The sequence below is a fragment of the Lewinella sp. genome, from assembly GCF_050633125.1.
Classification (GTDB): domain Bacteria; phylum Bacteroidota; class Bacteroidia; order Chitinophagales; family Saprospiraceae; genus Lewinella.
Genome location: NZ_JBOEFX010000075.1, coordinates 75,064 through 98,034 on the forward strand (window position 1 = coordinate 75,064; position 22,971 = coordinate 98,034).

Annotated in this window: 15 protein-coding genes and 2 pseudogenes; 14 read left to right on the forward strand and 3 right to left on the reverse strand. The window is 47.5% G+C overall.

Annotation, left to right across the window (positions count from 1 at the left end; all coding sequences use genetic code 11):
• Positions 1-29: 29 nt before the first annotated feature.
• A complete protein-coding gene (locus ACRBG0_RS16420) occupies positions 30-3,161 on the reverse strand; it encodes a VPS10 domain-containing protein (RefSeq protein ID WP_431487953.1) in 3,132 nt (1,043 codons plus the stop codon).
• Positions 3,162-3,727: 566 nt separating this feature from the next.
• Here ACRBG0_RS16420 and alaS point away from each other — a divergent pair.
• On the forward strand, positions 3,728-6,634 hold the full coding sequence (gene alaS, locus ACRBG0_RS16425; RefSeq protein WP_431487954.1) for an alanine--tRNA ligase: 2,907 nt from the start codon (positions 3,728-3,730) through the stop codon (positions 6,632-6,634).
• 203 nt (positions 6,635-6,837) lie between these two features.
• Here the strand turns inward: alaS and gldN are convergent, their stop codons facing one another.
• Positions 6,838-7,683 carry a gliding motility protein GldN gene (gene gldN / locus ACRBG0_RS16430; RefSeq protein ID WP_431487955.1) on the reverse strand — a complete coding sequence of 282 codons (846 nt, stop codon included), beginning with the start codon at positions 7,681-7,683 and terminating at the stop codon, positions 6,838-6,840.
• Positions 7,684-7,954: 271 nt separating this feature from the next.
• Here gldN and paaA point away from each other — a divergent pair, with 271 nt between their 5' ends.
• The 3 genes from paaA (at position 7,955) to paaC (ending at position 10,209) form a co-directional block, all read left to right on the forward strand.
• On the forward strand, positions 7,955-8,914 hold the full coding sequence (gene paaA / locus ACRBG0_RS16435; protein WP_431487956.1) for a 1,2-phenylacetyl-CoA epoxidase subunit PaaA: 960 nt from the start codon (positions 7,955-7,957) through the stop codon (positions 8,912-8,914).
• Between the two features lie 161 nt (positions 8,915-9,075).
• The gene (gene paaB, locus ACRBG0_RS16440; protein WP_431487957.1) at positions 9,076-9,357 is read left to right on the forward strand and encodes a 1,2-phenylacetyl-CoA epoxidase subunit PaaB; all 282 of its coding nucleotides are present in this window, start codon (positions 9,076-9,078) and stop codon (positions 9,355-9,357) included.
• Between the two features lie 96 nt (positions 9,358-9,453).
• Positions 9,454-10,209 carry a 1,2-phenylacetyl-CoA epoxidase subunit PaaC gene (paaC, locus tag ACRBG0_RS16445; protein WP_431487958.1) on the forward strand — a complete coding sequence of 252 codons (756 nt, stop codon included), beginning with the start codon at positions 9,454-9,456 and terminating at the stop codon, positions 10,207-10,209.
• Positions 10,210-10,215: 6 nt separating this feature from the next.
• Here the strand turns inward: paaC and ACRBG0_RS16450 are convergent, their stop codons facing one another.
• On the reverse strand, positions 10,216-11,346 hold the full coding sequence (locus ACRBG0_RS16450) for a serine hydrolase domain-containing protein (protein ID WP_431487959.1): 1,131 nt from the start codon (positions 11,344-11,346) through the stop codon (positions 10,216-10,218).
• Between the two features lie 249 nt (positions 11,347-11,595).
• Here ACRBG0_RS16450 and ACRBG0_RS16455 point away from each other — a divergent pair, with 249 nt between their 5' ends.
• The 10 genes and pseudogenes from ACRBG0_RS16455 to ACRBG0_RS16500 all read left to right on the forward strand — a co-directional run bounded on the left by ACRBG0_RS16455 (position 11,596) and on the right by ACRBG0_RS16500 (position 22,733).
• The gene (locus ACRBG0_RS16455; protein ID WP_431487960.1) at positions 11,596-12,696 is read left to right on the forward strand and encodes a trypsin-like peptidase domain-containing protein; all 1,101 of its coding nucleotides are present in this window, start codon (positions 11,596-11,598) and stop codon (positions 12,694-12,696) included.
• 143 nt (positions 12,697-12,839) lie between these two features.
• Positions 12,840-14,150: an adenosylhomocysteinase gene (gene ahcY, locus ACRBG0_RS16460; protein WP_431487961.1), complete on the forward strand. Its 1,311-nt coding sequence runs from the start codon at positions 12,840-12,842 to the stop codon at positions 14,148-14,150.
• Positions 14,151-14,276: 126 nt separating this feature from the next.
• Positions 14,277-15,200, forward strand: coding sequence for a calcium/sodium antiporter (locus tag ACRBG0_RS16465; protein ID WP_431487962.1), 924 nt, complete (start codon positions 14,277-14,279; stop codon positions 15,198-15,200).
• A gap of 766 nt (positions 15,201-15,966) precedes the next feature.
• Positions 15,967-16,977, forward strand: coding sequence for an SPFH domain-containing protein (locus ACRBG0_RS16470; RefSeq protein WP_431487963.1), 1,011 nt, complete (start codon positions 15,967-15,969; stop codon positions 16,975-16,977).
• Positions 16,977-17,897 carry a sugar kinase gene (locus tag ACRBG0_RS16475; protein ID WP_431487964.1) on the forward strand — a complete coding sequence of 307 codons (921 nt, stop codon included), beginning with the start codon at positions 16,977-16,979 and terminating at the stop codon, positions 17,895-17,897. The genes ACRBG0_RS16470 and ACRBG0_RS16475 overlap by 1 nt, the downstream gene beginning before the upstream one ends.
• Before the next feature lie 63 nt (positions 17,898-17,960).
• Positions 17,961-18,512: an NADAR family protein gene (locus tag ACRBG0_RS16480; RefSeq protein WP_431487965.1), complete on the forward strand. Its 552-nt coding sequence runs from the start codon at positions 17,961-17,963 to the stop codon at positions 18,510-18,512.
• 504 nt (positions 18,513-19,016) lie between these two features.
• A pseudogene (locus tag ACRBG0_RS16485) lies at positions 19,017-19,252 on the forward strand (AI-2E family transporter); the annotation flags it as partial.
• Between the two features lie 2 nt (positions 19,253-19,254).
• A pseudogene (locus ACRBG0_RS16490) lies at positions 19,255-20,078 on the forward strand (AI-2E family transporter); the annotation flags it as partial.
• A gap of 48 nt (positions 20,079-20,126) precedes the next feature.
• The gene (locus ACRBG0_RS16495; protein WP_431487966.1) at positions 20,127-22,280 is read left to right on the forward strand and encodes a gliding motility-associated C-terminal domain-containing protein; all 2,154 of its coding nucleotides are present in this window, start codon (positions 20,127-20,129) and stop codon (positions 22,278-22,280) included.
• A gap of 60 nt (positions 22,281-22,340) precedes the next feature.
• Entirely contained in the window at positions 22,341-22,733 is a 393-nt protein-coding gene (locus tag ACRBG0_RS16500) for a hypothetical protein (protein WP_431487967.1), read from the forward strand.
• Positions 22,734-22,971 lie beyond the last annotated feature (238 nt).

Here is a 22,971-nt window from a genome sequence, read left to right on the forward strand (position 1 = left end):
CTACGATCTTCGGCCAATTCTGGTAGGGTTTAACGCAACAACCCCACCCCCGCAGCCAACAACTGCTTTTCCAACCCAGGAATAATCGTATTGATCATCTTCTGATATTCTTGCTCCAGCGGTTGCCACATCCTGTCCAGTTCATTGAGGCGGGCACCCATGGCCTGTGTTACATTGGGAATGCTAGAATCTGCTTGCCCTTTCAGGAAAAAGTAATCCGCCGTAAGGCCATTCTCAAAGTTGATCACATCATCATAGCTCTGCGATTTGCGTTGTACCAGTTTACCGTCCCAAGTGTCAATTGTCTTGAGAAGCTGCTGGCAGTTGGCCCTTAGTTCTGTTGCTGTTGTAGCAAGCCGTGGGATCACATCCACTAGTCTTTCTTTTACCTGTTGTAGCTCGTTTACGGCCTTGTGCATGGTATTTATTTGCATACTCACTGCCTGTATGAACCCATCTTGCTCGCCGTAGGCTTTGTCGTCTATTTCATAGCCAGGGTGGGGAAGGATTTCCGCTTCTACCACTATCGTTGCTTCGCCTACGATCAATTGCAGAGTATAAGTACCGGGCGCTACTCGGTGCCCACGAAAACTCCCCTCAATATAGGCTTCAGGTGCGCCCAGCAAGGGCTCGTTCCTCAAATCCCATACAAAACGATTCAAGCCCACTTTCTTAGGGAGCGTAGCCTCTGCAGAGGGGCCGCCGGCGTAGGATTTGAAATCAGTATCCGTCTCCGAGGAATAAGTACGGCGTAAGTTGCCGGCAGGTCCAATGATCTGCAATTCAACCTCTTCACCAACCAACGCTTCAGTTAACTCATAGTAAAGCACCATGCCTGTGGCGGGGTTTATGCCTGCGGTAGCATCCGTTCCGTCAAAATTATCGGTGTTGCCATCCAGCGGGCTACCAGCATTCAAGCGGATAGCATCAGCTGGTTGATAAAGGAACAATGTGTTTTTAATACCTTCATACTGCCGAATCAACTCCAGGTCGTCCAACACCCAAAAGGAACGCCCTTGGGTCGCGGCAATCACATCTCCTTGGTGAATGTTCAAATCCGTAATCGGCACCGCAGGTAGGTTTCCTTGAAAGCTTGTCCAGTTGTTTCCCCCATCTAGCGAAAGGTACAGTCCCAGCTCCGTACCAGCAAAGAGCAGCCCCTCGCGTTCAGCGTCTTCCCGGATCACCCGCGAGTAAGCACCGTCGGGGATGCCCTGGTTAATCTTGGTCCAGCTTTTGCCGTAATCGGTGGTTTTGTAGTAGCCTGGCGCGAAGTCGTTGAACTTGTAGCGCGTCGTTGCCAGGTAGGCCGTCGCCGGATCATGCGGAGAAACCTCAATAGCATTGATCAAGCATTCCGCCAACCCACCCGGAGTGACATTGTTCCAGGTTTTGCCACCATCTCGTGTAAGGTGTACCAACCCGTCATCACTGCCTGTCCAAATAGTGCCCGCCGTATGAGGCGACTCTATCACGTAGCTCAGCGTGCCGTAGTTTTCGCCACCAGCACCTTCATTGGTATAAGGAGCACCGCCCTTGCCTTGCTTGGCTTTGTCATTACGCGTCAGATCTGGCGACGCTTCTGTCCAGCTGATGCCCATGTCCTGGGTTTTTAGCAGCATTTGGGCTCCGTGGTAGAAGGTATTGGGTTCATGTTGCGACCAGATAATCGGTGCATTCCAGTTAAAGCGATAGCGCATATCTTTCGCTTTCAGGGCCAGGTACTGGTAGGGCGCAGCCATAATGTCGCGGCCATCTCCGGTCTCGCTGTCCAATAATTCAATGGTCCCCTGATAGCTCCCGCCCATCACGTAGCGCGGGTTATCGGGATCAAAGGCCAGAAAGGCACTCTCCCCACCGGCCGAGTAGGTCCAGTTACTTTCGGTAATGCTCCGGCCGCTGGTGTTGCGACTGGCAATCCTTACCGAGCTGTTATCTTGCTGCCCGCCATAGATGCGGTACGGAAAATGATTATCAACATTGATACGGTAAAACTGTGCCGTAGGCATATTATCCTGCGTCGACCAGCTATCACCACCATTGAAGCTAATGGCCGCGCCGCCGTCGTTAGAGAGGACCATGTTGTCGCTGTTGTCTGGGTTAATCCACAGGTCGTGATGATCGCCGTGGGTGTAGCCCACTCCCGACCAGCTTTTACCACCATCGGTAGATTTCATGGCGGAGGCGTTGAGCACATAGACCGTGTTCTCATCCAATGGATCGGCAAACACCTCTATATAGTACCAGGCCCGCTGCACCAAGCGGTGTTCTTTGCTGATCCGCGACCAAGATTTACCTCCGTTTTGGGAAACAAATAAGCCGCCTTGCTCTTTTTCGGTATCGCTCTCCACCAGGGCGTATAGCTTTTCCGGGTTGGCACCACTCACGGCAATGCTCATCTTGCCCAGCTCCTTCGGCAGGCCTTCTTCTATTTTATTCCAGGTCTCGCCACTGTCGGTCGATTTGTACAAGCCGCTGCCTGCACCACCACTGATCACCTGCCAGGGTAATCGGCGATGCTCCCACATAGCAGCATAGAGAATTCGCGGATTGCTAGGGTCCATCACCAGGTGGGCACAGCCCGTATCTTCGTTCACATACAGCATCTTCCGCCAGGTTTTACCGCCGTCGCTACTTTTATATACACCACGTTCGGTCGAGGGGCCATGCAGTGCTCCTTGTGCTGCTACATATACCACATCCGGATTCTTTGGGTGAATGCTTACGCCCGCGATGTGGCGGGTCATTTCCAGTCCCAGGTGTTGCCAGGTTTTACCAGCATCTGTCGATTTGTACACGCCGTCGCCATAGGTCGTCATCACGCCTCGGGGTGCGTGTTCGCCCATCCCCACATACACCACATTAGCATCGTTTTGGGCTACAGCTACTGCCCCTACCGAACCTGTTTTAAAGTAACCATCCGAGATATTCTGCCAGTGCTGCCCCGCATCGCTCGTTTTCCAGAGGCCTCCACCAGTCGTCCCCATATAGTAGGTCAGCGCATCACCCACCACGCCGCAAGACGCTACCGAACGCCCTCCTCGAAAAGGTCCAATATTACGCCATTTAGCGGGCGATAAATAATCGTTAATACCAGCAGATTGACCCCAAAGGCCACCAGCCACGAGGAGGAGAAGCAATAAAGCAGCGCTATTTTTCATACAGATGTAGTTTGAGAAACCAAGATAACCTGTTTGCCGGAAATTTTGATAAAGTATCCTCTTTTGGGCGCTCCCCCTCCTTCCAGTCAGGGGCGGGTCGTCCGCCACGCGCTGTTCGCTTGGCCCTGCGGGCGCCCCGGTTCCCGGTGCTGGCTCCCACCCCTAGCGCAGGGCATCTTGGTGGTCGATTTGCACCCAATTGTATGATCGCACTAGTACGATCAGCACTACGCAAAGCCAAGCCTGAAGCATGGCGGCCCCCAATCCATCGAGAGAGCCGGACAATTTCCATACCCTGAACGATAGAGCTACTGGTAACCTGGTACCGCAGTGGCATTGCTGCGCAAACGCCACTTACCGGCACGCCCCCCACATTACTAATCGATCAAAATGGAGGTGCTCACAACTTTATGTACTACTTCTTCTACACCCTTTCTACAATTCTGTATCTTTGTCGCTCAAATTTTAGATCTACTTTGTAGTGTTGGGAACTTTGATCTTTAAGTAGCACTTTATACTACTCAACAGACAACCCAAAATTACCAGACCGCAAACCAACGACCGCGATGAAAGCGAACGAAATCCGCCAGGCTTTTTTAGACTTTTTTGCTGAGAAACAACATAAAATAGTGCCTTCTGCACCGATTGTGTTACGCAACGACCCTACCCTGATGTTCACCAACGCGGGCATGAACCAGTTTAAGGATTATTTCCTCGGCAACCAAACCCCTGCTGCCCCACGGATTGCAGATACCCAAAAATGTATGCGCGTATCTGGTAAGCACAATGACTTGGAGGATGTTGGTCTGGACGGTACCCACCATACTATGTTCGAGATGTTGGGCAACTGGTCGTTTGGCGATTACTTCAAAGACGAAGCTATTGCTTGGTCCTGGGAGTTCCTTACCGACCGTATGGGCATCCCGGCAGACCGCCTTTACGCAACCGTATTTGGCGGCGATGCTGCTGAAAAACTAGCTTCCGACGAAGAAGCACGCGATTTCTGGAAACGCCACCTACCTACCGACCGCATCCTGGATGGTGACAAAAAAGACAACTTTTGGGAGATGGGTGACACCGGCCCCTGCGGCCCCTGTACCGAAATCCACGTAGATACCCGCAGCGACGAAGAACGCGCCAAAGTCGACGGTGCTACACTCGTCAATGTAGACGATAGCGGTGTTGTAGAAATTTGGAACAATGTATTTATCCAATTCAATCGCAAAGCCGACAGCAGCCTTGAAAGTCTACCTGCCAAACACGTAGACACCGGCATGGGCTTCGAACGTCTGTGTATGGTATTGCAAAACAAGACAGCTACCTACGACACCGATATTTTCACCCCCCTGATTTCTTTCCTCGAAAAAGAAACCGGACATAAATACGGCTACAGCTACGGCCCCAACGCCAAAGCAGATATGGCTATGCGAGTGATCTCCGATCATATTCGTGCCGTATCCTTTACCATTGCCGATGGGCAGCTCCCCGACAACGGCGGAGCGGGATATGTCATTCGTCGGATTTTGCGGCGGGCAGTGCGTTACTACTACTCTTTCCTGGATGTGAAGCAGCCACTGCTTCATAAATTAGTGCCTATCTTGGTTAAAGAGATGGGCGCAAGCTTCCCTGAACTACAGGCCCAGGAAGAGCAGATTGCCAAGATTATTGAAAGCGAGGAGAAGACCTTTTTGAATACATTGGAAAATGGCATAGTCAAATTTAAACAATACGCTCATGACTCTATTTTAAAAGGGTTAAGCGATTATTTACAACACAATAACGTAGAAATAATTAGAGAAGCTACTGGTAGTATAACAAATGATTATAAATTTGATTTACTTTCTCTTTCTCATCAATTTGCTATAGAGTTTAAACTTAGAGATAGTAATGTAAGTAGGACCCATTTCAAAAACCAAGCAAAAGCTGGCTTGCTAGAAGGAATTTTTATTACTCTTTCTGATTTTTATAATGGCAGCATTAATGATAAATTAAATAAAGTTCTTTCCTTCGACTCTTCAGTAGCACTAGAGGATTTTCCTATTTTAGGAACTTATGCGTTTGAATTAAAAGACACTTTTGGCTTCCCCATCGACCTTACTCGCCTAATGGCTCGTGAGTTAGGCCTCTCTATCGATGAAGTTGGTTATGAAAGCGCCCTCAAAGAGCAAAAAAACCGAGCCCGCAAAGACGCAGAAAAGGAAGTGGGCGACTGGCAGACCGTCAATGATGGCGAAGTAAGCTTCGTAGGCTACGACCAACTCGAAGTAGAGAGCACCGAAGTACTGAAGTACCGCACCGTCGTCGTCAAAAAGAAGAACCAATTCCAGGTCGTACTGGCTACTACCCCATTCTACGCAGAAAGCGGCGGACAAGCAGGTGACCGCGGCGAACTTATCGTCGATGGCCAAAGCTTGAAGGTTATAGACACCCAAAAAGAGAATGACCTGATCATTCACATTGTGAATCGCTTGCCCGATAACCTGGAAAGCAAAGTACTGGCACGCGTCAACCCCGAACGCCGGGCAGCTACTTCCCAGAACCACACGGCCACGCACCTCATGCACGCTGCACTACACCAAATAGTAGGCGAGCACGCGCTGCAAAAAGGACAAAACGTTGATAATAATCGTCTTCGCTTTGACTTCTCGCACTACCAGAAGGTAACCGACGAAGAATTAGCTTCGATTGAGAAGATGGTGAATGAAAAAATCCGCCAAAACATTGTACTAGACGAGCGCCGTGATGTACCCATTGCCGAAGCCAAAGAGCTGGGCGCAATGATGCTGTTTGGAGAAAAGTACGGCGATGCCGTGCGCGTAATCACCTTCGAAGAAGGCTTCTCTCAAGAACTGTGTGGTGGTACGCACGTACCCGCTACCGGCGAAATTGGCCTGTTTAAAATCGTGAAGGAAGATTCCGTTGCGGCAGGTATCCGCCGAATCGAAGCAGTAACGGGTGCCGGTGCAGAGGCCTATATCAACGAGCAACTTCAGCTACTGAGTGAAGTCAGCAACCTGCTCAAGAGCAACGATCTGGTTAAAGGCATCACCAGCCTGCAAGAAGAAAATAAGACGCTGAAGCGGGAAGTAGAAAAACTGGTTGCCGCCCAGGCTTCCAACCTCAAAGGCGACCTCAAGCAAAAGTTTGAAGATCGCGGAGGAATTAACTTCTTGGCAGCACGCATCCCTCTGAGTGATGCTGGCGCGGTGAAGACCTTGGCTTTCCAGCTGGAGAAAGAGGTAGAAAACGCCTTCGTACTCCTGGCTTCTGAAAATGATGGCAAGCCATTACTGACCCTCATCATCAACCAGGAATTGGCTACCGCCAAAGACCTAAACGCCGGCAAAATCATCCGCGAACTCGCTCGCGAGATCAAAGGTGGCGGTGGCGGCCAAGCGCATTTTGCTACCGCCGGTGGTAAGGATCCAGAAGGGCTTGACCGTGCAGTGGCGAAGGTTGGGGAAATGGTGTAACTTAGTCTAACAATATCATCCCTTAAATTTTGCCTCCGGCTCCATCGAAAATGATGAAACCGGAGGCAAATTTCCTATTTTTCGAATTACTTACAAAACCACCGACAAGGCAGGAATCGAAAAAGAATACAACTCCAACTGATTGACGGAGAATACCGTGTTCAAAGTGCTCAATTTCTTGGACTTGAGTTGTAGCCCCAATACTAATAACTCCACATATCCATTTCCTTATTCTGAATCGTTCGGTCTATCTTTTTGCTTTCTAACAACAAATCCGTTCCAGAAAGGTAATCCTCCAAGCGCCTGCCTCGCATATCGTTTTCTTGATAGACATAAGAATCAAAACGGCGCATAGCAAAAAGATCCTCCCAAGAGGTTCGGCTATGATCATTGCCGGGGATAATGGCGGTATGTTGCGCAAGCCATGGCCTCGCCTCTGCATAATTGATCCAAAAAATAGGTGATTCAAAAGACAGCTCACCATTGCCATCAGAGATGGTTGTTTCTACCAGTGGAGCGATCCCGATAATTCTTACTTTCATTTGGCTGTAACGCGTATCAAAGTACCATACCTCTTGCACGCGCCAGCGTTTGATACGCTCCGGGTCAAAATCATTGGTCACAATTTGGGTAGAATAATCTCCAGTCACGGGGTCAATAACCGTTACCGTATCCGATTTATTAAGCTTATTGAATATTTCTTCACTGGAGACACGTTCATTGAAACGATCATCTTCGGGGCTATAGGCACTAAGCTCCCCAGCAGCCAAGCCTTCTGCAAGAACACTGAATAACGCAAATTCCGGATGACGGAAAGTGAGGTTAATTTTCTCTCTCGTATCAATCACTCTCCACACCCGTTTTTCCCACATTATATCGGCTTCTCTTACGCCCGCATAGGGCAAGGGAGGAGAAGCTTCGTATGCGTTTTCACCTCCACCTTCCAGCCAGGTTTTTCCGGCCATTGTGTTAGGACTGTTCTCCGTTTGGGCCACAAGCGTAGCCAGGCTACCTACAATACATAGGCAGCAGATCCATCTTTTCAACATGATGTTCTGAATTAAATATTTACAATAAAGTTTAAAACGGAGTAAGTTGAATCAGAAAGTTAAGCGCTTGTACAAGCATTTTTTTGGGCGCCTCTTAAGATCAAAAAAACAATACAATTGGAGCGCCTTTTTACGAGAGTGTCTAATACTATAATGGAAGACCTTTAAAAAGTAACAAACTTTCATTGAAAAATCAGCAATTCGCAACAAACGAACATTTGTTCGTGTTCTAAAAATACATTATCTTTGAGTGCATTTTAAACCAGTGATCATGGAGAAAGTAACCGTATTAGAAGAACAATTCCAAGCCCGCATTGATGCAGACGAACGCATCGAGCCTAAGGATTGGATGCCGGAAAAATACCGTAAGACGCTTATTCGCCAGATTTCCCAGCACGCCCACAGTGAAATTGTAGGAATGTTACCCGAAGGTAATTGGGTAACGCGTGCCCCCAATCTTCGCCGCAAGGTTGCCCTATTGGCCAAAGTACAGGATGAAGCCGGCCATGGCCTCTACCTTTATAGTGCTTGTGAAACGCTGGGGATTGATCGGGAAGAATTGCTTGATCAACTGCACAGCGGCAAAGCTAAATACAGTAGTATCTTCAACTACCCTACCCTTTCCTGGGCAGACATGGGTGCCATCGGGTGGCTCGTCGACGGTGCAGCCATCATGAATCAAGTCCCACTTTGCCGTACTTCTTACGGCCCTTACGCTCGCGCAATGGTACGCGTCTGTAAAGAAGAAAGCTTTCACCAACGCCAAGGGTACGAAATCATGCTCACCCTCAGTAGAGGAAATGAAGCTCAAAAAGAAATGGCCCAAGATGCCCTCAATCGCTGGTGGTGGCCTTCCTTGATGATGTTTGGCCCTGCCGATGATGAATCTCCGAACACTGCTCAAAGTATGGCTTGGCGTATCAAACGTTTCACCAACGACGAACTGCGCCAGCGTTTTGTCGACGCTACCGTTCCTCAGGCAGAATTCCTGGGACTTACCATTCCAGACCCTGATCTTAAATGGAATGAAGAAACTGGTCAATATGATTTCGGTGCTATTGATTGGAATGAATTTTGGAACGTCGTCAAAGGCAACGGCCCCTGTAACCGTGAGCGTCTACGTGCCCGCCGCAAGGCGCATGATGAAGGCGCATGGGTGCGTGATGCAGCTATGGCTTACGCCGAAAAACGCCGTCAACGTACCGAAGCAGCACGCGAAGAAGTAGCTTAGTTCTATGATACAGCGTACTTAGTCGGGGGATAGGGGCTGGTGATTGTCCCAACCTTGATTCTCTACCCCAACATCACCTAAATATAACCAAGTACGGTGATGTTCGACATGATAACGATTAAAGCATAGAGAGAAATAGCTCTCTGCAAAAAATAAACCTTATGAATTCCTGGCCACTTTGGGAAGTTTTTATCCGTAGCAAGAATGGCTTAAGCCATAAACACGCTGGCAGCCTACATGCTGCTGATGCCGAAATGGCTATGGAAAATGCCCGTGACGTATATACACGCCGCAACGAAGGTGTAAGTCTATGGGTGGTGGAAAGCCGACACATTACTGCCTCCAGCCCTAACCAAAGCGGAGAGCTATTTGAACCAGCCAACGACAAGGTCTACCGCCACCCTACTTTTTATGATGTTCCGGATAATATTAAACACATGTAGGAAGTGGGAAGTGGGAGGTAAGAAGTCGGAAGTACAACCTAGCTCCGACTTGTTTCCTAATTCCGATTTCCGATTTCCTAATTCCGATTCCCTAATATGACCAACCAGCAACACTTCGACTATCTCCTCCGCCTCGGTGATAATACCCTGATTCTTGGCCAACGACTCGGCGAATGGTGTGGGCACGGCCCGATCCTGGAGCAAGACATTGCCATTACCAACATTGCACTTGACCTCATAGGACAGGCGCGTAGCTGGCTGGCACTAGCTGGCGAAGTAGAGGGCAACGGTCGTGACGAAGATGCGATCGCTTTTTTGCGTGACAATCGGGAGTTCAGAAATCTCCTACTCGTAGAGCACCCTAATGAAGATTTTGCCTACACGATTGTTCGTCAATTTCTCTTTGATAGTTTTAATTATTACTTGCACGAAGCACTCATAGATAGTAGCAACGATCAGATAAAAGCTATCGCGCAGAAGTCGCTCAAGGAAGTGACCTACCACCTGCGGTACTCCTCCGAATGGATGATTCGTCTGGGCGATGGAACCGAAGAAAGTCATCAAAAAATGCAGCAAGCACTAGACGACCTCTGGATGTACGCTGAAGAGGCGCTCCTTCCCGACGAGATCGATCAAGCTGCTCACGCAGCAGGTATTGGGCCTGACTTGGCAGCACTGCGCCCGCTGGTGGAAGCTAAACGAAAGGCTATTATCACGGAAGCCACACTTATCATTCCTGAAAACGAATATCCTCAGCAGGGCGGAAAACAAGGCATGCACACAGAAGCACTAGGCTATATCCTCGCAGAGTTACAATGGATGCAACGGGCCTATCCTGGGGCTGAGTGGTAGAAAAGGCTAATCCTGCCACTCTTTTTTAAAGAGGTCTACAATAGCAAAAGGAATTTTATTCCAGACAGTATCCATCGGATACATCCCATTACAGAGCAAAACGAGTCCAAAACCATGTTCAGGCCACAACATCAGCGTCGCTGAAAACCCGGGGTCGTTGCCCACATGGAAAAGGTAATCCCCGTAAGTTGCTGAGTTAACTATCCACCACCCTAGCCCTACCGACGTTGAATATCCGTCTATTTCCTCTTGTGCTGTCCACATTTGACGAAGGGAAGAGGGTGCTATAACTCCTCGGTGGATCTTGGTAGTATCGTATATTGATAGGTTATGCAACATCCATTTACATAAATCGGCAGTGCAGGAATTCAGATTGCCACAAGGCTTATCCTGCGGAATGTCTGGATAATAATCTGATGGGGAAATTCTCCCTGTCAACCATTGCTTTCGATGGGGTATACTTCTACGCTCAACAGGAATACTATCAATAAAGAAACTGCTATTCTCCATACCTACAGGAGACAGTAAATGCTCCTCCATATAAGCAGAGAAAGAACATCCTGCAATCCGCTCAATGATGAGTCCTAGCATATTATAACCAGAATTGCTATAGGTTTTTTCGCTGAGACTTACCCCCGGTTCAAAACGAAGCTTTTTTGTTGCTAACTTTTCAGCAAACATGCTTAGTGCTACACTATCGTGTGGTGGTTGAATAAACCGAGGGTTAAAATAATTGGCAATTCCCGAGGTATGCGTTAAAAGTTGGTAAACCGTAATATCTTTATACCGATCATCTTTCATTGTAAATTCGGGAAGATAATCCGTGACCTTACCCTGTAGGTCAATCCGACCTTGTTCATGGAGCTGCATAATTGCAGTAGCCGTAAACAGTTTAGAGATAGAAGCCGTCAAGAAATTAGTAAGACTATCAACAGGTGCATCTCGCCCAATTTCTTTCGTACCATAACCGCTAGATAGCAGTACTTGCCCATCCTGCACAACCCCTACCGCCAGGCCAACGATACCTTCCTCTGCCATATATGGCTGGACAACGGCCTCTACCTGCGTGGCTAAATCTATGGATTGAGCAGAAAGCTGTAGTGTCAAAAACAAAAAAATGATATTAATATATTTCATAAAAGCAACTAGATTTTATAATAGACTTATTCTAATAGGACCTATGCTTACATAATACACCTATCATTAGGTGGCGTTCATTCCCTTAAGTTGAAGAGGGTTACTTAATTGGCAACCTCATCCTAAGTTGTCCCAATATATGGTCACAAGTATTCTCAATCTGTTTTCTTACCTTCGTTACACTTTCTCCGAAAGTCCAGCGAAATTAAGTTCCACGCTTATTTAACCTCAAACAAGGCCTTTGTCCGTATGCAGGATATCATCCAAAAATTCCGGCCCGTTCTTGTCCAAATTGCCACTCCATACAACATGGGTGGAACTGGTTTTTTCCTTCAGGACCTACAGCTGATCGTCACCAACGAGCACCTTGTACGCGATAACCGGGAAGTGATTATCGAAGCAGAAAACCTGCCCCGGCAGATGGCCAAAATCGTCTATTGGGATGCTTATTACGATGTCGCCCTCCTAAAACTGGATACCGCTTATGAGTTGCCCGAGATAAAATTCCGCGAAGGCGATGAGCCTGCAGCCGGTGATCAGGTATTAGCCATGGGGCACCCTTTTGGTCTACGGTTTTCCAGCACCATCGGTAACCTATCCAATAACCGCCGCAAACACGAAGACTTTTATTATTACCAACACGACGCCGCACTCAACCCCGGCAACAGCGGAGGCCCACTGGTCGATAAGCAAGGTCAAATAATCGGCCTTAACGTACTAGACTTGGAAGAAGCCCAAGGGCTTGGATTCTCGCTACCAGCCGCTTTTGTGCTGGAAACGATAAACCTCTATTTGGCGGAAGAGCGAAATGAGATCGCTGCTCGCTGCAATTCCTGTCGAAAGGTGGTCTTTGCAGATCAAAAAGAAACCTCTTACTGCCCTAATTGCGGAGCCTACCTGCGCCTCGCTTCCGAATCAGAAGCATTTGAACCCGTAGGCACTCCCTACACCATAGAACTACTACTGGCTGCACTCGACCATGATGTACGCCTCGCTCGCCGTGGCCTAAACACTTGGGAAATTCAAGAAGGAAGCGCCCGTATACTCGTGTCCTACCACGAAGATTCAGGCTTGATTACCGGCGACGCTCACCTTTGCCGATTACCCCAGGACCAACTGGGTGAATTGTACGAATACTTGCTACGAGAAAACTACGAAGATGATGGCCTAACCTTTAGTGTCAAAGGGCGCGATGTTATCCTGTCTATTCTTATCTATGATCGCTACCTGGAAGTAGAGAGCGGCAAAAAACGTTTCCAACACCTCTTTGAACGCGCCGATCATTATGACAACATCCTGGTAGAACGCTTCGGTGCTAAATGGAAATACGAAGACAGTGCCGAAGAGTGAAAACACTTAGCCCTTCTCTATTGTTAACCCTGCGTAAAGCATTGAAACAAAGACCTCAAAACCGCGAATAATTGCGTACTTTTGCGGTCGAATTCTGGCCGGTAGCAAATCTCCGGCCATTGCCAAATTGAAAATTTAATTGCATGTCTGCAACAGAAACATTAAAGTACAAGGTTAAAGATATTAACCTGGCCGACTGGGGCCGTAAAGAAATTGAATTAGCAGAGGCTGAAATGCCAGGCCTAATGGCCCTACGCGAAGAGTACGGAGTAAGCAAGCCCCTGAAAGGTGCACGTATTGCGGGTTGTCTGCACATGACAATTCAAACTGCGGTATTGATCGAAACACTGGTAGAATTGGGTGCTGAAGTTACCTGGTCTAGCTGTAACATCTTCTCTACCCAAGACCACGCAGCAGCAGCTATCGCAGCAGCAGGAATTCCTGTATACGCCTGGAAAGGTATGAACGAGGAAGAATTCAGCTGGGCAATCGAACAGACGCTACGTGCCTTCCCTGGTGGAGAGGCCCTAAATATGATCCTCGATGATGGTGGTGATTTGACCAATATGGTACTCGATGATTACCCTGAATTGGTAAAAGACATCAACGGCCTGAGCGAAGAAACCACTACTGGTGTACACCGCTTATACGAGCGTATGAACAAAGGCACCCTTCCGATGCCGGCGATCAACGTGAACGACTCCGTAACCAAGTCTAAGTTCGACAACAAGTACGGTTGTAAAGAATCGGCAGTAGATGCTATCCGCCGTGCGACAGACGTCATGATGGCTGGTAAAGTAGCTTTCGTTGCTGGTTACGGTGATGTAGGTAAAGGTACCGCAGCGAGCCTACGTGGTGCAGGTTGTCGTGTAATCGTTTCTGAAGTAGACCCTATCTGTGCATTACAGGCAGCTATGGACGGATTCGAAGTATTGCGCTCTGAAACAGCTATTCCTCGCGCTGATATCGTAATCACCGCTACCGGTAATAAGGATATCATTACCGAGAAGCACTTCCGTTTACTTCGCGACAAAGCGATCGTTTGTAATATCGGCCATTTTGATAACGAAATTGACATGGCTTGGTTAAACGGCACCTATGGTTCTACGAAAGTAGAAATCAAGCCGCAGGTAGACAAATACACCATCGACGGCAAAGACGTCATCGTGTTGGCCGAAGGCCGCTTGGTAAACCTGGGTTGTGCTACTGGTCACCCAAGTTTTGTTATGTCTAACAGCTTCACCAATCAAGTATTGGCACAAATCGAACTGTGGACCAACAAAGATAACTACGAAAACAAAGTATACACCCTGCCTAAGCATCTCGACGAGCAGGTGGCACGCCTGCACCTTGCTAAGATTGGTGTAGAACTAGAAGAGCTTTCTACAGACCAAGCCGATTACATCGGCGTGAAGAAAGAAGGCCCATTCAAGCCAGAATACTACCGTTACTAAGACCGCTCCCCCTTCGACTAAAGTCGAAGAGAAGTTGTTTTACTAACATCATTAGAATTGGCAGGACCGTTACGGCCTGCCAATTCTTTTAGAACAGCACAAAAACACATTGAGCAATAATAAGACATGGATTTACTCCTCTATATTGGTATTTTTATTGCAGCACTGGCTACCCTGCTCAAAGCATCCAACTGGTTCGTAGATTCTGCTGAATCCATTGGCCTCTCAATGGGTATTTCTCCCTTTATTATTGGGGTCACCATTGTTGCTTTTGGCACCTCCTTGCCAGAATTGGCCACTTCTATTGCCTCTGTATTTGCAGGACAATCCGAAATAGTAGTGGGCAATGTTATTGGCTCCAACATTACCAATATTGCTTTAGTCTTAGGCCTTACCGCCATTGTAGTGAAAAACATTCACCTCGACAATGACCTGTGGCTAATAGACATGTCTTTCCTCTGGGCATCAGCGTTCATGTTGTGGTTTGTACTCGCGGATTCACATTTGAGCACTTTTGAATGCATACTTTTAATCCTTGCATTGATCCTTTTCCTTACTTATTCCTTTAAAGGCAACGAACGAGCAGACAGTGATGACCGCCCCAAAGCCTTACCCAAACATTATTTATTGCTCGTTTTGGGTGGCGTATTGGTCTATTTCGGTGCCGAATACACGATTTATGCCATCACCCAAATTAGCACTATCCTTACCATTCCTCCTAAGCTGATTGCGCTTTCTGCCGTAGCCATTGGCACTAGCCTACCCGAAGTGGTTGTAAGCCTTACTGCCGCCCGACGCGGAAAAGCCTCCATTGCCATCGGTAATGTCTTAGGCTCCAATATTTTCAACACCTTCATCGTGATGGCCGTTCCTGGCTTAATAGGCAACCTGGAAATCCCTGCCGACATCATCTCGTTCTACCTTCCCCTCATGATCGTCATGACCATTCTCTTTGGCGTCATGGCCTTCGATCGCCTGATCACCCGCTGGGAAGGCTGGATATTACTCCTTTTCTACCTGCTATTCATGGGCCAAATTGTTCAGTCGTAGTAACCCCAAAAATGCTTAAGGTGCTGGTTATAGTCTACCAAGGCAGGATTTGTGAGAATATGACGCCTCTGTTTTTTAGACTAGCAAGGCGAAAAACGTAGGCATAACCGGAGTTACGGCGAGGCTTTAACGCAGCGAGGCTAAAAAAGAGTAAGTCAGAAATCACAAATCCTGCCTTGGAGGACTATATTTGGGGCCATGCCGGTAGCGGTGTTGCTTCGCAAACACCACTACGGCACCAGACTATTCGGTCGCTATCGCTTCCTTCTATCCTTCGTCCTTGCCCCCTCCGGGCCCCGCGCTCCGGCCTCACGGCCTGCGCGACTATTGCTGTTCTAGCGATTGGGATATCCGCTGGCGGGGTCGGCTCGTAGAGTCGGGGATAGGTTTTCTACAACCAGGTTGCTTGTTTCTGACAGAGGGGCTCGGAGTAAGGGGGCTAGCAGCCACCACTTCTTCCAGATTTAGTGGTCAAATCCTGACTTTATGGGTTACTAATTGAAGTTTTTTTGCTACTTAGTTTGCTTTTTAAACTAAGTGCCTGTATATTTGTCGTATTGATACTTCGTTTAGAAATAAAACAAACTAAAGAACGTGTAAGGAGTTTATTTTTGGAGCGAACGTAGGTAAATTATGTGTTGGACGAGGCCCGATGAGGGAGCATAGCCAAAGCTACGCGACCGAAGAAGAACGAAGTACAACTCATAATTTGGCAAGAGCAGCCCGAAATTTAAACCCCTTACAGGTTCTAAAAACCCCAAATAATATGTTCGGTTTCAAACACATTCAGTTCGACGCGATGACCTACGTCATGCACTACAAAAACGGCGCCATCAACCAAGAAGGGCGCGGTCTCTCTTTTTTCTATTTTACCCCCAATAGCTCCATTGTTGCGATTCCGATGGGAGGCAATGATTTGCCTTTCGTCTTCAAGGAGATGAGTGCCGATTACCAAACGGTTACCATCCAGGGGCAGATCAGTTACCAGATCAGTGAACCTAAAAAACTGGCGGACGTTCTCGACTTCACCGTCAATGAAGAGGGGAGGTACAAAAAGAATGATCTGGAAAAGCTCAATCAGCGTACCATCAACGAGGCGCAGACGGCGGTGACGGCTTTTATTCATGGCCTGAGTTTGCAGGACACCCTTGGTGCAGCTTCGACCTTAGAGCAGCGCATACTGAGCGGGCTCCAATCGTCTCCGATGATTAGCATGCTGGGTATCGAGATCATGGGGGTCAACATTCTGGCGGTTCGTGCGGTACCGGAAATGACGCGGGCACTGGAAACATCCACTCGTGAGAAACTCCAACAGGAGGCTGATCAAGCCATCTACGAACGCCGCAATTTTGCGGTTGAGCAGGAGCGGAAGATCAAAGAGTCAGAGCTTAATACCGAGATTGCCGTCGAAGAAAAGCAGAAGCAAATCACGGAAAAGAAGATGGAGTCAGAGGTGCTTCGCCAGGAGAATAAGCGAAAACTCAATGAAATGGTGATGGCCGGAAACATTGAACTAGAGCAGCAACGCCAATCGCTGGTAGAACAAAAAGCCATCAATGACCGCAAGCTCGCGGATACGAAAGCATACGTTGTAGATACCACCCTGAAACCTTACAAAGACCTGGATTGGAAGATGATCACCGCCTTGTCTAACAACCCTGACCCTCGCCTGAACATGACGCTCGCGTTCCGTGAACTGGCAGAGAATGCAGGCAAGATTGGCAACCTCAACATCAGCCCGGACCTATTAGAGAACCTCTTGGAAAAAGGAAGATAATGAGTTACGAATATGCCCTGATCGTAAAAAGCAAAACCCGCTTGGAGCAACTCATTGAACGCTTCAACACCAAGGCCCAGGCCCAGTTCTATTTGGAGCGAAACGGCGGTGACTTTGCGGAATACGAAAAGGAACACCTCAATTTTCACCATGCTTTGACGGAAGTGCAACGCCAGCTGACAGGAGTGTTGAAATACAAGTTGCTTGATCGTTCCTTCCTGCCGGGATACTTATTTGCCAAACAACATTTGATCATCACAGTGGGGCAGGATGGCCTGGTGGCCAATACGGCCAAATACGCTGGAAGCTGCCCCATTCTGGCTATCAACCCGGATGAAGATCGCTACGATGGGGTTTTGTTACCTTACACGGTAAGCAACTTCCTGGACGGGGTACGCCGCATCCAACGCAATGACTTTCCGGTAGAGGAGGTCAGCCTGGCGGAAGCTCGCCTACAGGATGGTCAGCGGCTGTTGGCCTTCAATGAATTGTTTATTGGTGCGGCCAGCCATGTTTCGGCTCGTTACGAGATTGCGATGGGACAGCAGCAGGAGGTGCATTCCTCTAGCGGCTTGCTGGTCTCTACGCGGGCAGGTTCCACGGCTTGGCTAAGCTCCGTATTCAATATGGTGCAGCGTGTGCCAGCGATTTTCGGGGTGCCTACGGGCTTTGAGCCGCCAAAAGTAGCTTCCAACGAGTTGATCTTTGCGGTAAGGGAGCCTTTTGCCTCCAAGCAGACCCAGATCAACATGGTGGCAGGCAAGCTGGGCGAGCAAGAACACTTGCGTTTAAGTTCGCTCATGCCCAGTCAAGGCGTTATTTTTAGTGATGGCATTGAACAGGATTTTCTTAATTTTAATAGCGGTGCGGTAGCGACCATTGGCGTTGCAGCAGAGAAAGCGATGCTGGTGCAGCAGTGAGGTTATTCATATTGCGTAGAAAACACACACTTTATTTTCGCGCTGTTTCTTAATCAAAAAAAGATGTTTTACAACACTCAAAAAATAATCCAAACTATCGAAAGCGGTCAAGCCGTTGACTTTCTGTACTTCTGGGGGCATCGCCCGCGCAAGGATGGAGGTATCGGTAAGAGCTGTCTTTCGCAATGGTATGCCAGCGGGTTTACTTTCGAAGACGAGTATTTTCCTACCGCTGAACATTGGATGATGGCCGGAAAAGCACGCTTGTTCAAGGATGAACAAATGCGCCAGCATATCCTCAAAGCAGATTCCCCTGTTGAAGCCAAGCGTTTTGGACGCAAAGTCAAAGGTTTTCAAGAGGAGAAGTGGAGCACTGCCGCGATGGAGTTGGTGGTAGAAGGGAACTATTTGAAATTTTCCAAATCAAAACGCTTACGATCTTTCTTGCTCAGTACGGGCGACCAAGTACTGGTAGAGGCGGCCCCCAATGATGCGATTTGGGGAATAGGTATGGCGGCAGAAGACCCACGTGCCAGCGACCCTACCCAGTGGATGGGTACCAACTGGCTAGGCTTTGCACTGATGGAGGTAAGAGATCGGTTGAAAATGGAATAAAGCAGTGATGAAAAGCTACTCGCAGCAAGAAGTGTGTCCAGCTAGAGGGGCCGATCCAAAGAATCGAGAGAGAGAGCTAACAGCAAAAGCACCTGTCTCTACGGGCTGACCCCGCCAGCGGGGTACATGGGCGGGCCGTGGCCCGACAGGAACCAATACGAGATAGTAGCTGCTCCGTAGGCAGGGGTTCATACCCTGCACAAAGGAGCGGCAAATAGTCTGGTGCGAACATGGCCCCTATTAATCTTTTTGGTTCCTGATATGTTTTGTGGAAGGCCACTTATGGTTGTCACCTGCGAACCAGGTGCAAGTAGGCAGGTGTTTCGTAGCTCAGGGGGCGTAACCCCCTACATGGTCATGACGAGACAGCCGAAATAAAACACCTTCTCTGATGTTTTCTGTGGTCAGGCTAAAGTGAAAATGTCAAGCGACTGATAAGGAGCGTTATTTTCACTTTNNCACAAAAAATGTCAGAGAATCACAAAATAAAGGCGTACACAAAAAATGAATGAAAGAAGAACAACAAATATATTGTTACTAATAATAGCACTACCCGTAATTTTTTACGTGCTAAAGCTATTGTCTTTTATATTTATCCCGCTTGTTTTTTCGATGTTTATAGCATTACTTTTTTGGCCTTTAGTTCGTTGGTTAAGGACGAAAAATGTGCCTAAAGTAATTAGCATTTTAATCGTTGTAGTGATTATCGGGGTGTTTATTAAGTTGACAGGGGAGGTCATNNAGGTCATTCATATTTCAAGTGGAGAAATTCTAGCATCCGAAAATAATCTATTTGAAAAGGCAGAACTGAAATTAGAAAAATTAATTACGCCTTTAGAAAACTTTTTTGGTATTGAAAGAGGAGGAGGAAAAGGCATTGTACAGCACTATTTTGAGAAAATAGATGTAAGCGAGACCTTTGGTTCAACCATTGATTTGATCGGCAACACGATCTCAATGACCTTGATGACCTTCTTCTTTGCGATATTACTTCTTGCCGAGTCTTTGAACTTTCAGATGATCTTAAACGAAACCGTTATTCGGCAGAAATTTTCATCTATTAAAGTTTTCATGCGCATTGAAAATGACTTGATAACATTCATCAAAGTAAAGTTTATTATCAGCTTTTTTACGGGTTTAGGTTTTACTCTTGCTTGCTATTTCTTTGGGGTAAGTTTCCCCGTTTTCTGGGGCTTATTTGCGTTTGTAATTAATTTTGTTCAAATGATAGGCTCCGTTATTTCTGTTCTATTATTAGCATTGTTTGCTTTTGTAGAATTGGATACCACCGGAACACTATTGTTTTTTATACTCACCATAACGCTTGTTCAACTGGTCATGGGAGGGGTGCTGGAACCTATTTTTATGGGTAAATCTTTTTCAATAAATGTGATCACCATTTTGGTAATGCTCATGTTTTGGGGATTCCTTTGGGGAGTTCCCGGGATGATACTATCGATACCAATTACCGTGTTTATCAAAATAATATTGGAACAATTTCCCAAAACTAAGGTAATAGCAAGGTTAATGGCGGGGCCAGAATTAATACCGCTTAAAGGCAGATAAAAGGGTTGTGCTTATCTTTGTGAATCAACATCCCCCCAACTAAGACGAATGCGTACCTTACTGAGCCTCTCTTTTTTTCTACTGTTGTCGACCTCTCTTAAGGCACAGGATATCTTTTTGAGCACGCTCAATAACCAGCTGTATAGCCTGGATTTATCCGATTGTAGTTACCAATTGATTGGTGCGATGCCGGTCAGTTCTACCGATATTAGTTTTCACCCCAACGGCAATCTGTACTGTGTTACGTCTACGGGGCAGCTGTACGAAATAGACCCCTTGACGGGTGCCAGCACGTTTTTGCACATGTTTGAGCCCGGCGCGACCCAATTGTATACCGCGCTGACGATTTCTGCGGAAGGTATCTTCTACGTTTGCGGCCTGGAAGGTGATTTGTGGCGTTATGACCTGGCTTCGGATATGGGGACGTTTGTTGGTGATGTTGGTTTTGGCGCCGAGGGCGATCTGACTTTCTTCGATGGCGAATTGTACATGGCTTCAGAAAACGACAATATCGTTCAAGTTGATATTCAAGAGCCCTCAAACAGTACCATTGCTGTTAATGGCAGTGTGCCGGGACGTATTTTTGGCATTGTCTCCTTTGCGGAAAGCTGTGATGAAATATCGGTGTATGCCTTGACGGACAATGCTGCCAATGTCTACGAAGTGAACTTTGTGGATAATAGCCTTGATTTTTACTGTTCTATTCCGTTGCAAGTAAGTGGTGGCGCGAGCACCTTCGAGTTTTTTGGGTCGAACCCCGTGTATATTGATGACGTGACAGTGGATGGGTTTAACTGTGGAAATGCTGATGGAAGTATCAGTATCACCGCCAGCGGTGGGGTAGGGGCACTGACTTATTCGTTGGATGGTATGAATTTTCAAGCGAGCCCCGGTTTTAGCAATCTATCACTAATGACGTACACCGTTTATGTGGCGGATGAAGTTGGTTGCATACGCACCCAGGAGCTTGTTCCTACTGCGGATGTGCCCGCTTTTAATGAAGTGAGGATAACAAATACCACCTGTGGGTTGACCAATGGTCAGATTGAAGTAGTTGTTACCGGCGGCCTTCAACCCTACGAGTACTATGTAAATGGAATACTGAGTAGTAGTTTGACGGTCACTGATTTGCCAGCTGGGAGCTACCAGTTGGAAATTATCGATGCTGTCGGGTGTACTGCGATGACGCAGGCCAACCTGGGTGGTGCAGGGATTCCCGTTATTTCTGATGTCAACATTGTCTCTACGAGTTGTGGGGAAGACAACGGTTTTCTGTCGTTTTCAGTGACAGCAGGACTGCTGCCTTTTCAGTTTTCTCTGAATGGTGGACCTGTGCAAAATAATGGCAATTTTTCTGGCTTGGCGGCAGGGGAATATACCCTCAACTTGGTGGATCAGGCAGGGTGTACCGCGACTGCTTCTGCGACTGTTTTGCCGAGTGGGATTTTTGAAATAGACGAAGTGTTGGTCGCGAATGCCACTTGTGGAGAGAACAACGGGAGCATCGAAATCGTCGCCACTGGGGGCATACCGCCGTATTCTTATGAAATTAATGATCTTGGTAATGAAATAAGTCCGGTTTTTAGCGACCTCGCGGCCGGAACCTATACCGTTCGTGCAGAAGATGCCTCGGGCTGTTTTGCAGAAACGACCGTTACATTGGTGGATACGCCTCCTGTGAGGATTGCTTTGCAAAACCAGCAATCTGCTTCCTGTCTCGAAGAAGACGGAGAAGTTACGCTGGCTTTTGATGGAGGCACTGAGCCGTTGAGTCTACGTCAGAATGGTGTGATGATTCCAACAGAAGAAAAGGTTTCGGCCTTAGCCGCAGGTACTTATCAGTATATTGTTAGTGATAGTCTAGGTTGCACCGATACTTTGGCGGTGACTGTGGGAACGGGTAATTGTCCTTTTTACTTGCCCAATGTTTTTAGCCCTAACCTGGACGGTGTCAATGATTTTTTCTCGCCGCAAGGTGTCAGTAATAGCGATACTCAAATTTTAAGGATGCAAATTTACGACCGCTGGGGAGGTCTCGTTTTTGAGCAGGGCAGTGGCCTGCTGGGCGATGCTAAATACCGCTGGGATGGAAATCGCTTGGGGGAAGAGCTTACACAAGGCATCTACGTCTACTTTTTGGAGGTACACTACGAGGATGGAACCACCAAGGTGTTTTCGGGGGATGTGATGTTGTTGCGGTGAGTTTTACCCTAGGCATGGGTAATAGAAAATCAGAATAATCACAAGTAAAATTCGATACACATGGGAAACCTGCTAAAAATGTTTTTCAGCCAGCCAGAAATTGCTTTGCAGTTGCTAATAATGGTACCTGGCATCATTGCCGTCGTTTTTCTGATTCGCTTAGGCCACAACATTTGGTCTACCCAGGCGAGTAAACATCGGGGAATAATTGTTGCTGGGATTGTTCTTTTTCTATTGAGCCATCTGCTCAGCTATTCGATCAGCATGATCTATCTTCCTTATATGGCGGACAATATTGACCATACAATGTTGGGCGTCGTCTTTAGCGGAATCGGCTTGGCCGGAAACATTGGGGAGGCGTTGTTGTTTTGGGGGCTTTATCAATATTTTTCTAAAGAAAGAACAGTGTCGTCCGAAAAAGACCTTAATGCTGATCTGATTCAGCGGTTTTAGGAATAGCAAAAAAAAAGTTGAGCCCCGCTTTTTGAAAAGCGATGGCCCAACTTTTTTTTGTACAATGCTGTGTAAACTGTTACGGCAGCGGCCTTGCAAATTAGGCATCCTACCCGCACCCTTGAACTGTGTAAAGGTTGGGTGAGTGTAAGGGGGTAAACGTTAGTGCTGTAACCTCGTATAAAGCACCCCGCACCCAAGGAAGGTGTAAAGGTTGGAAAAGTGTAAAGGTGTAAAC

Bases quoted from the DNA above. Each gene is read 5' to 3' on its own strand.
- ACRBG0_RS16495 (WP_431487966.1), top strand. From the start codon at position 20,127: ATGCGTACCTTACTGAGCCTCTCTTTTTTTCTACTGTTGTCGACCTCT.
- ahcY (WP_431487961.1), top strand. From the start codon at position 12,840: ATGTCTGCAACAGAAACATTAAAGTACAAGGTTAAAGATATTAACCTG.
- ACRBG0_RS16475 (WP_431487964.1), top strand. From the start codon at position 16,977: ATGAGTTACGAATATGCCCTGATCGTAAAAAGCAAAACCCGCTTGGAG.
- gldN (WP_431487955.1), bottom strand. From the start codon at position 7,683: ATGTTGAAAAGATGGATCTGCTGCCTATGTATTGTAGGTAGCCTGGCT.
- paaC (WP_431487958.1), top strand. From the start codon at position 9,454: ATGACCAACCAGCAACACTTCGACTATCTCCTCCGCCTCGGTGATAAT.
- ACRBG0_RS16480 (WP_431487965.1), top strand. From the start codon at position 17,961: ATGTTTTACAACACTCAAAAAATAATCCAAACTATCGAAAGCGGTCAA.
- paaA (WP_431487956.1), top strand. From the start codon at position 7,955: ATGGAGAAAGTAACCGTATTAGAAGAACAATTCCAAGCCCGCATTGAT.
- ACRBG0_RS16500 (WP_431487967.1), top strand. From the start codon at position 22,341: ATGGGAAACCTGCTAAAAATGTTTTTCAGCCAGCCAGAAATTGCTTTG.
- ACRBG0_RS16465 (WP_431487962.1), top strand. From the start codon at position 14,277: ATGGATTTACTCCTCTATATTGGTATTTTTATTGCAGCACTGGCTACC.
- ACRBG0_RS16420 (WP_431487953.1), bottom strand. From the start codon at position 3,161: ATGAAAAATAGCGCTGCTTTATTGCTTCTCCTCCTCGTGGCTGGTGGC.
- ACRBG0_RS16470 (WP_431487963.1), top strand. From the start codon at position 15,967: ATGTTCGGTTTCAAACACATTCAGTTCGACGCGATGACCTACGTCATG.
- ACRBG0_RS16455 (WP_431487960.1), top strand. From the start codon at position 11,596: ATGCAGGATATCATCCAAAAATTCCGGCCCGTTCTTGTCCAAATTGCC.
- alaS (WP_431487954.1), top strand. From the start codon at position 3,728: ATGAAAGCGAACGAAATCCGCCAGGCTTTTTTAGACTTTTTTGCTGAG.
- paaB (WP_431487957.1), top strand. From the start codon at position 9,076: ATGAATTCCTGGCCACTTTGGGAAGTTTTTATCCGTAGCAAGAATGGC.
- ACRBG0_RS16450 (WP_431487959.1), bottom strand. From the start codon at position 11,346: ATGAAATATATTAATATCATTTTTTTGTTTTTGACACTACAGCTTTCT.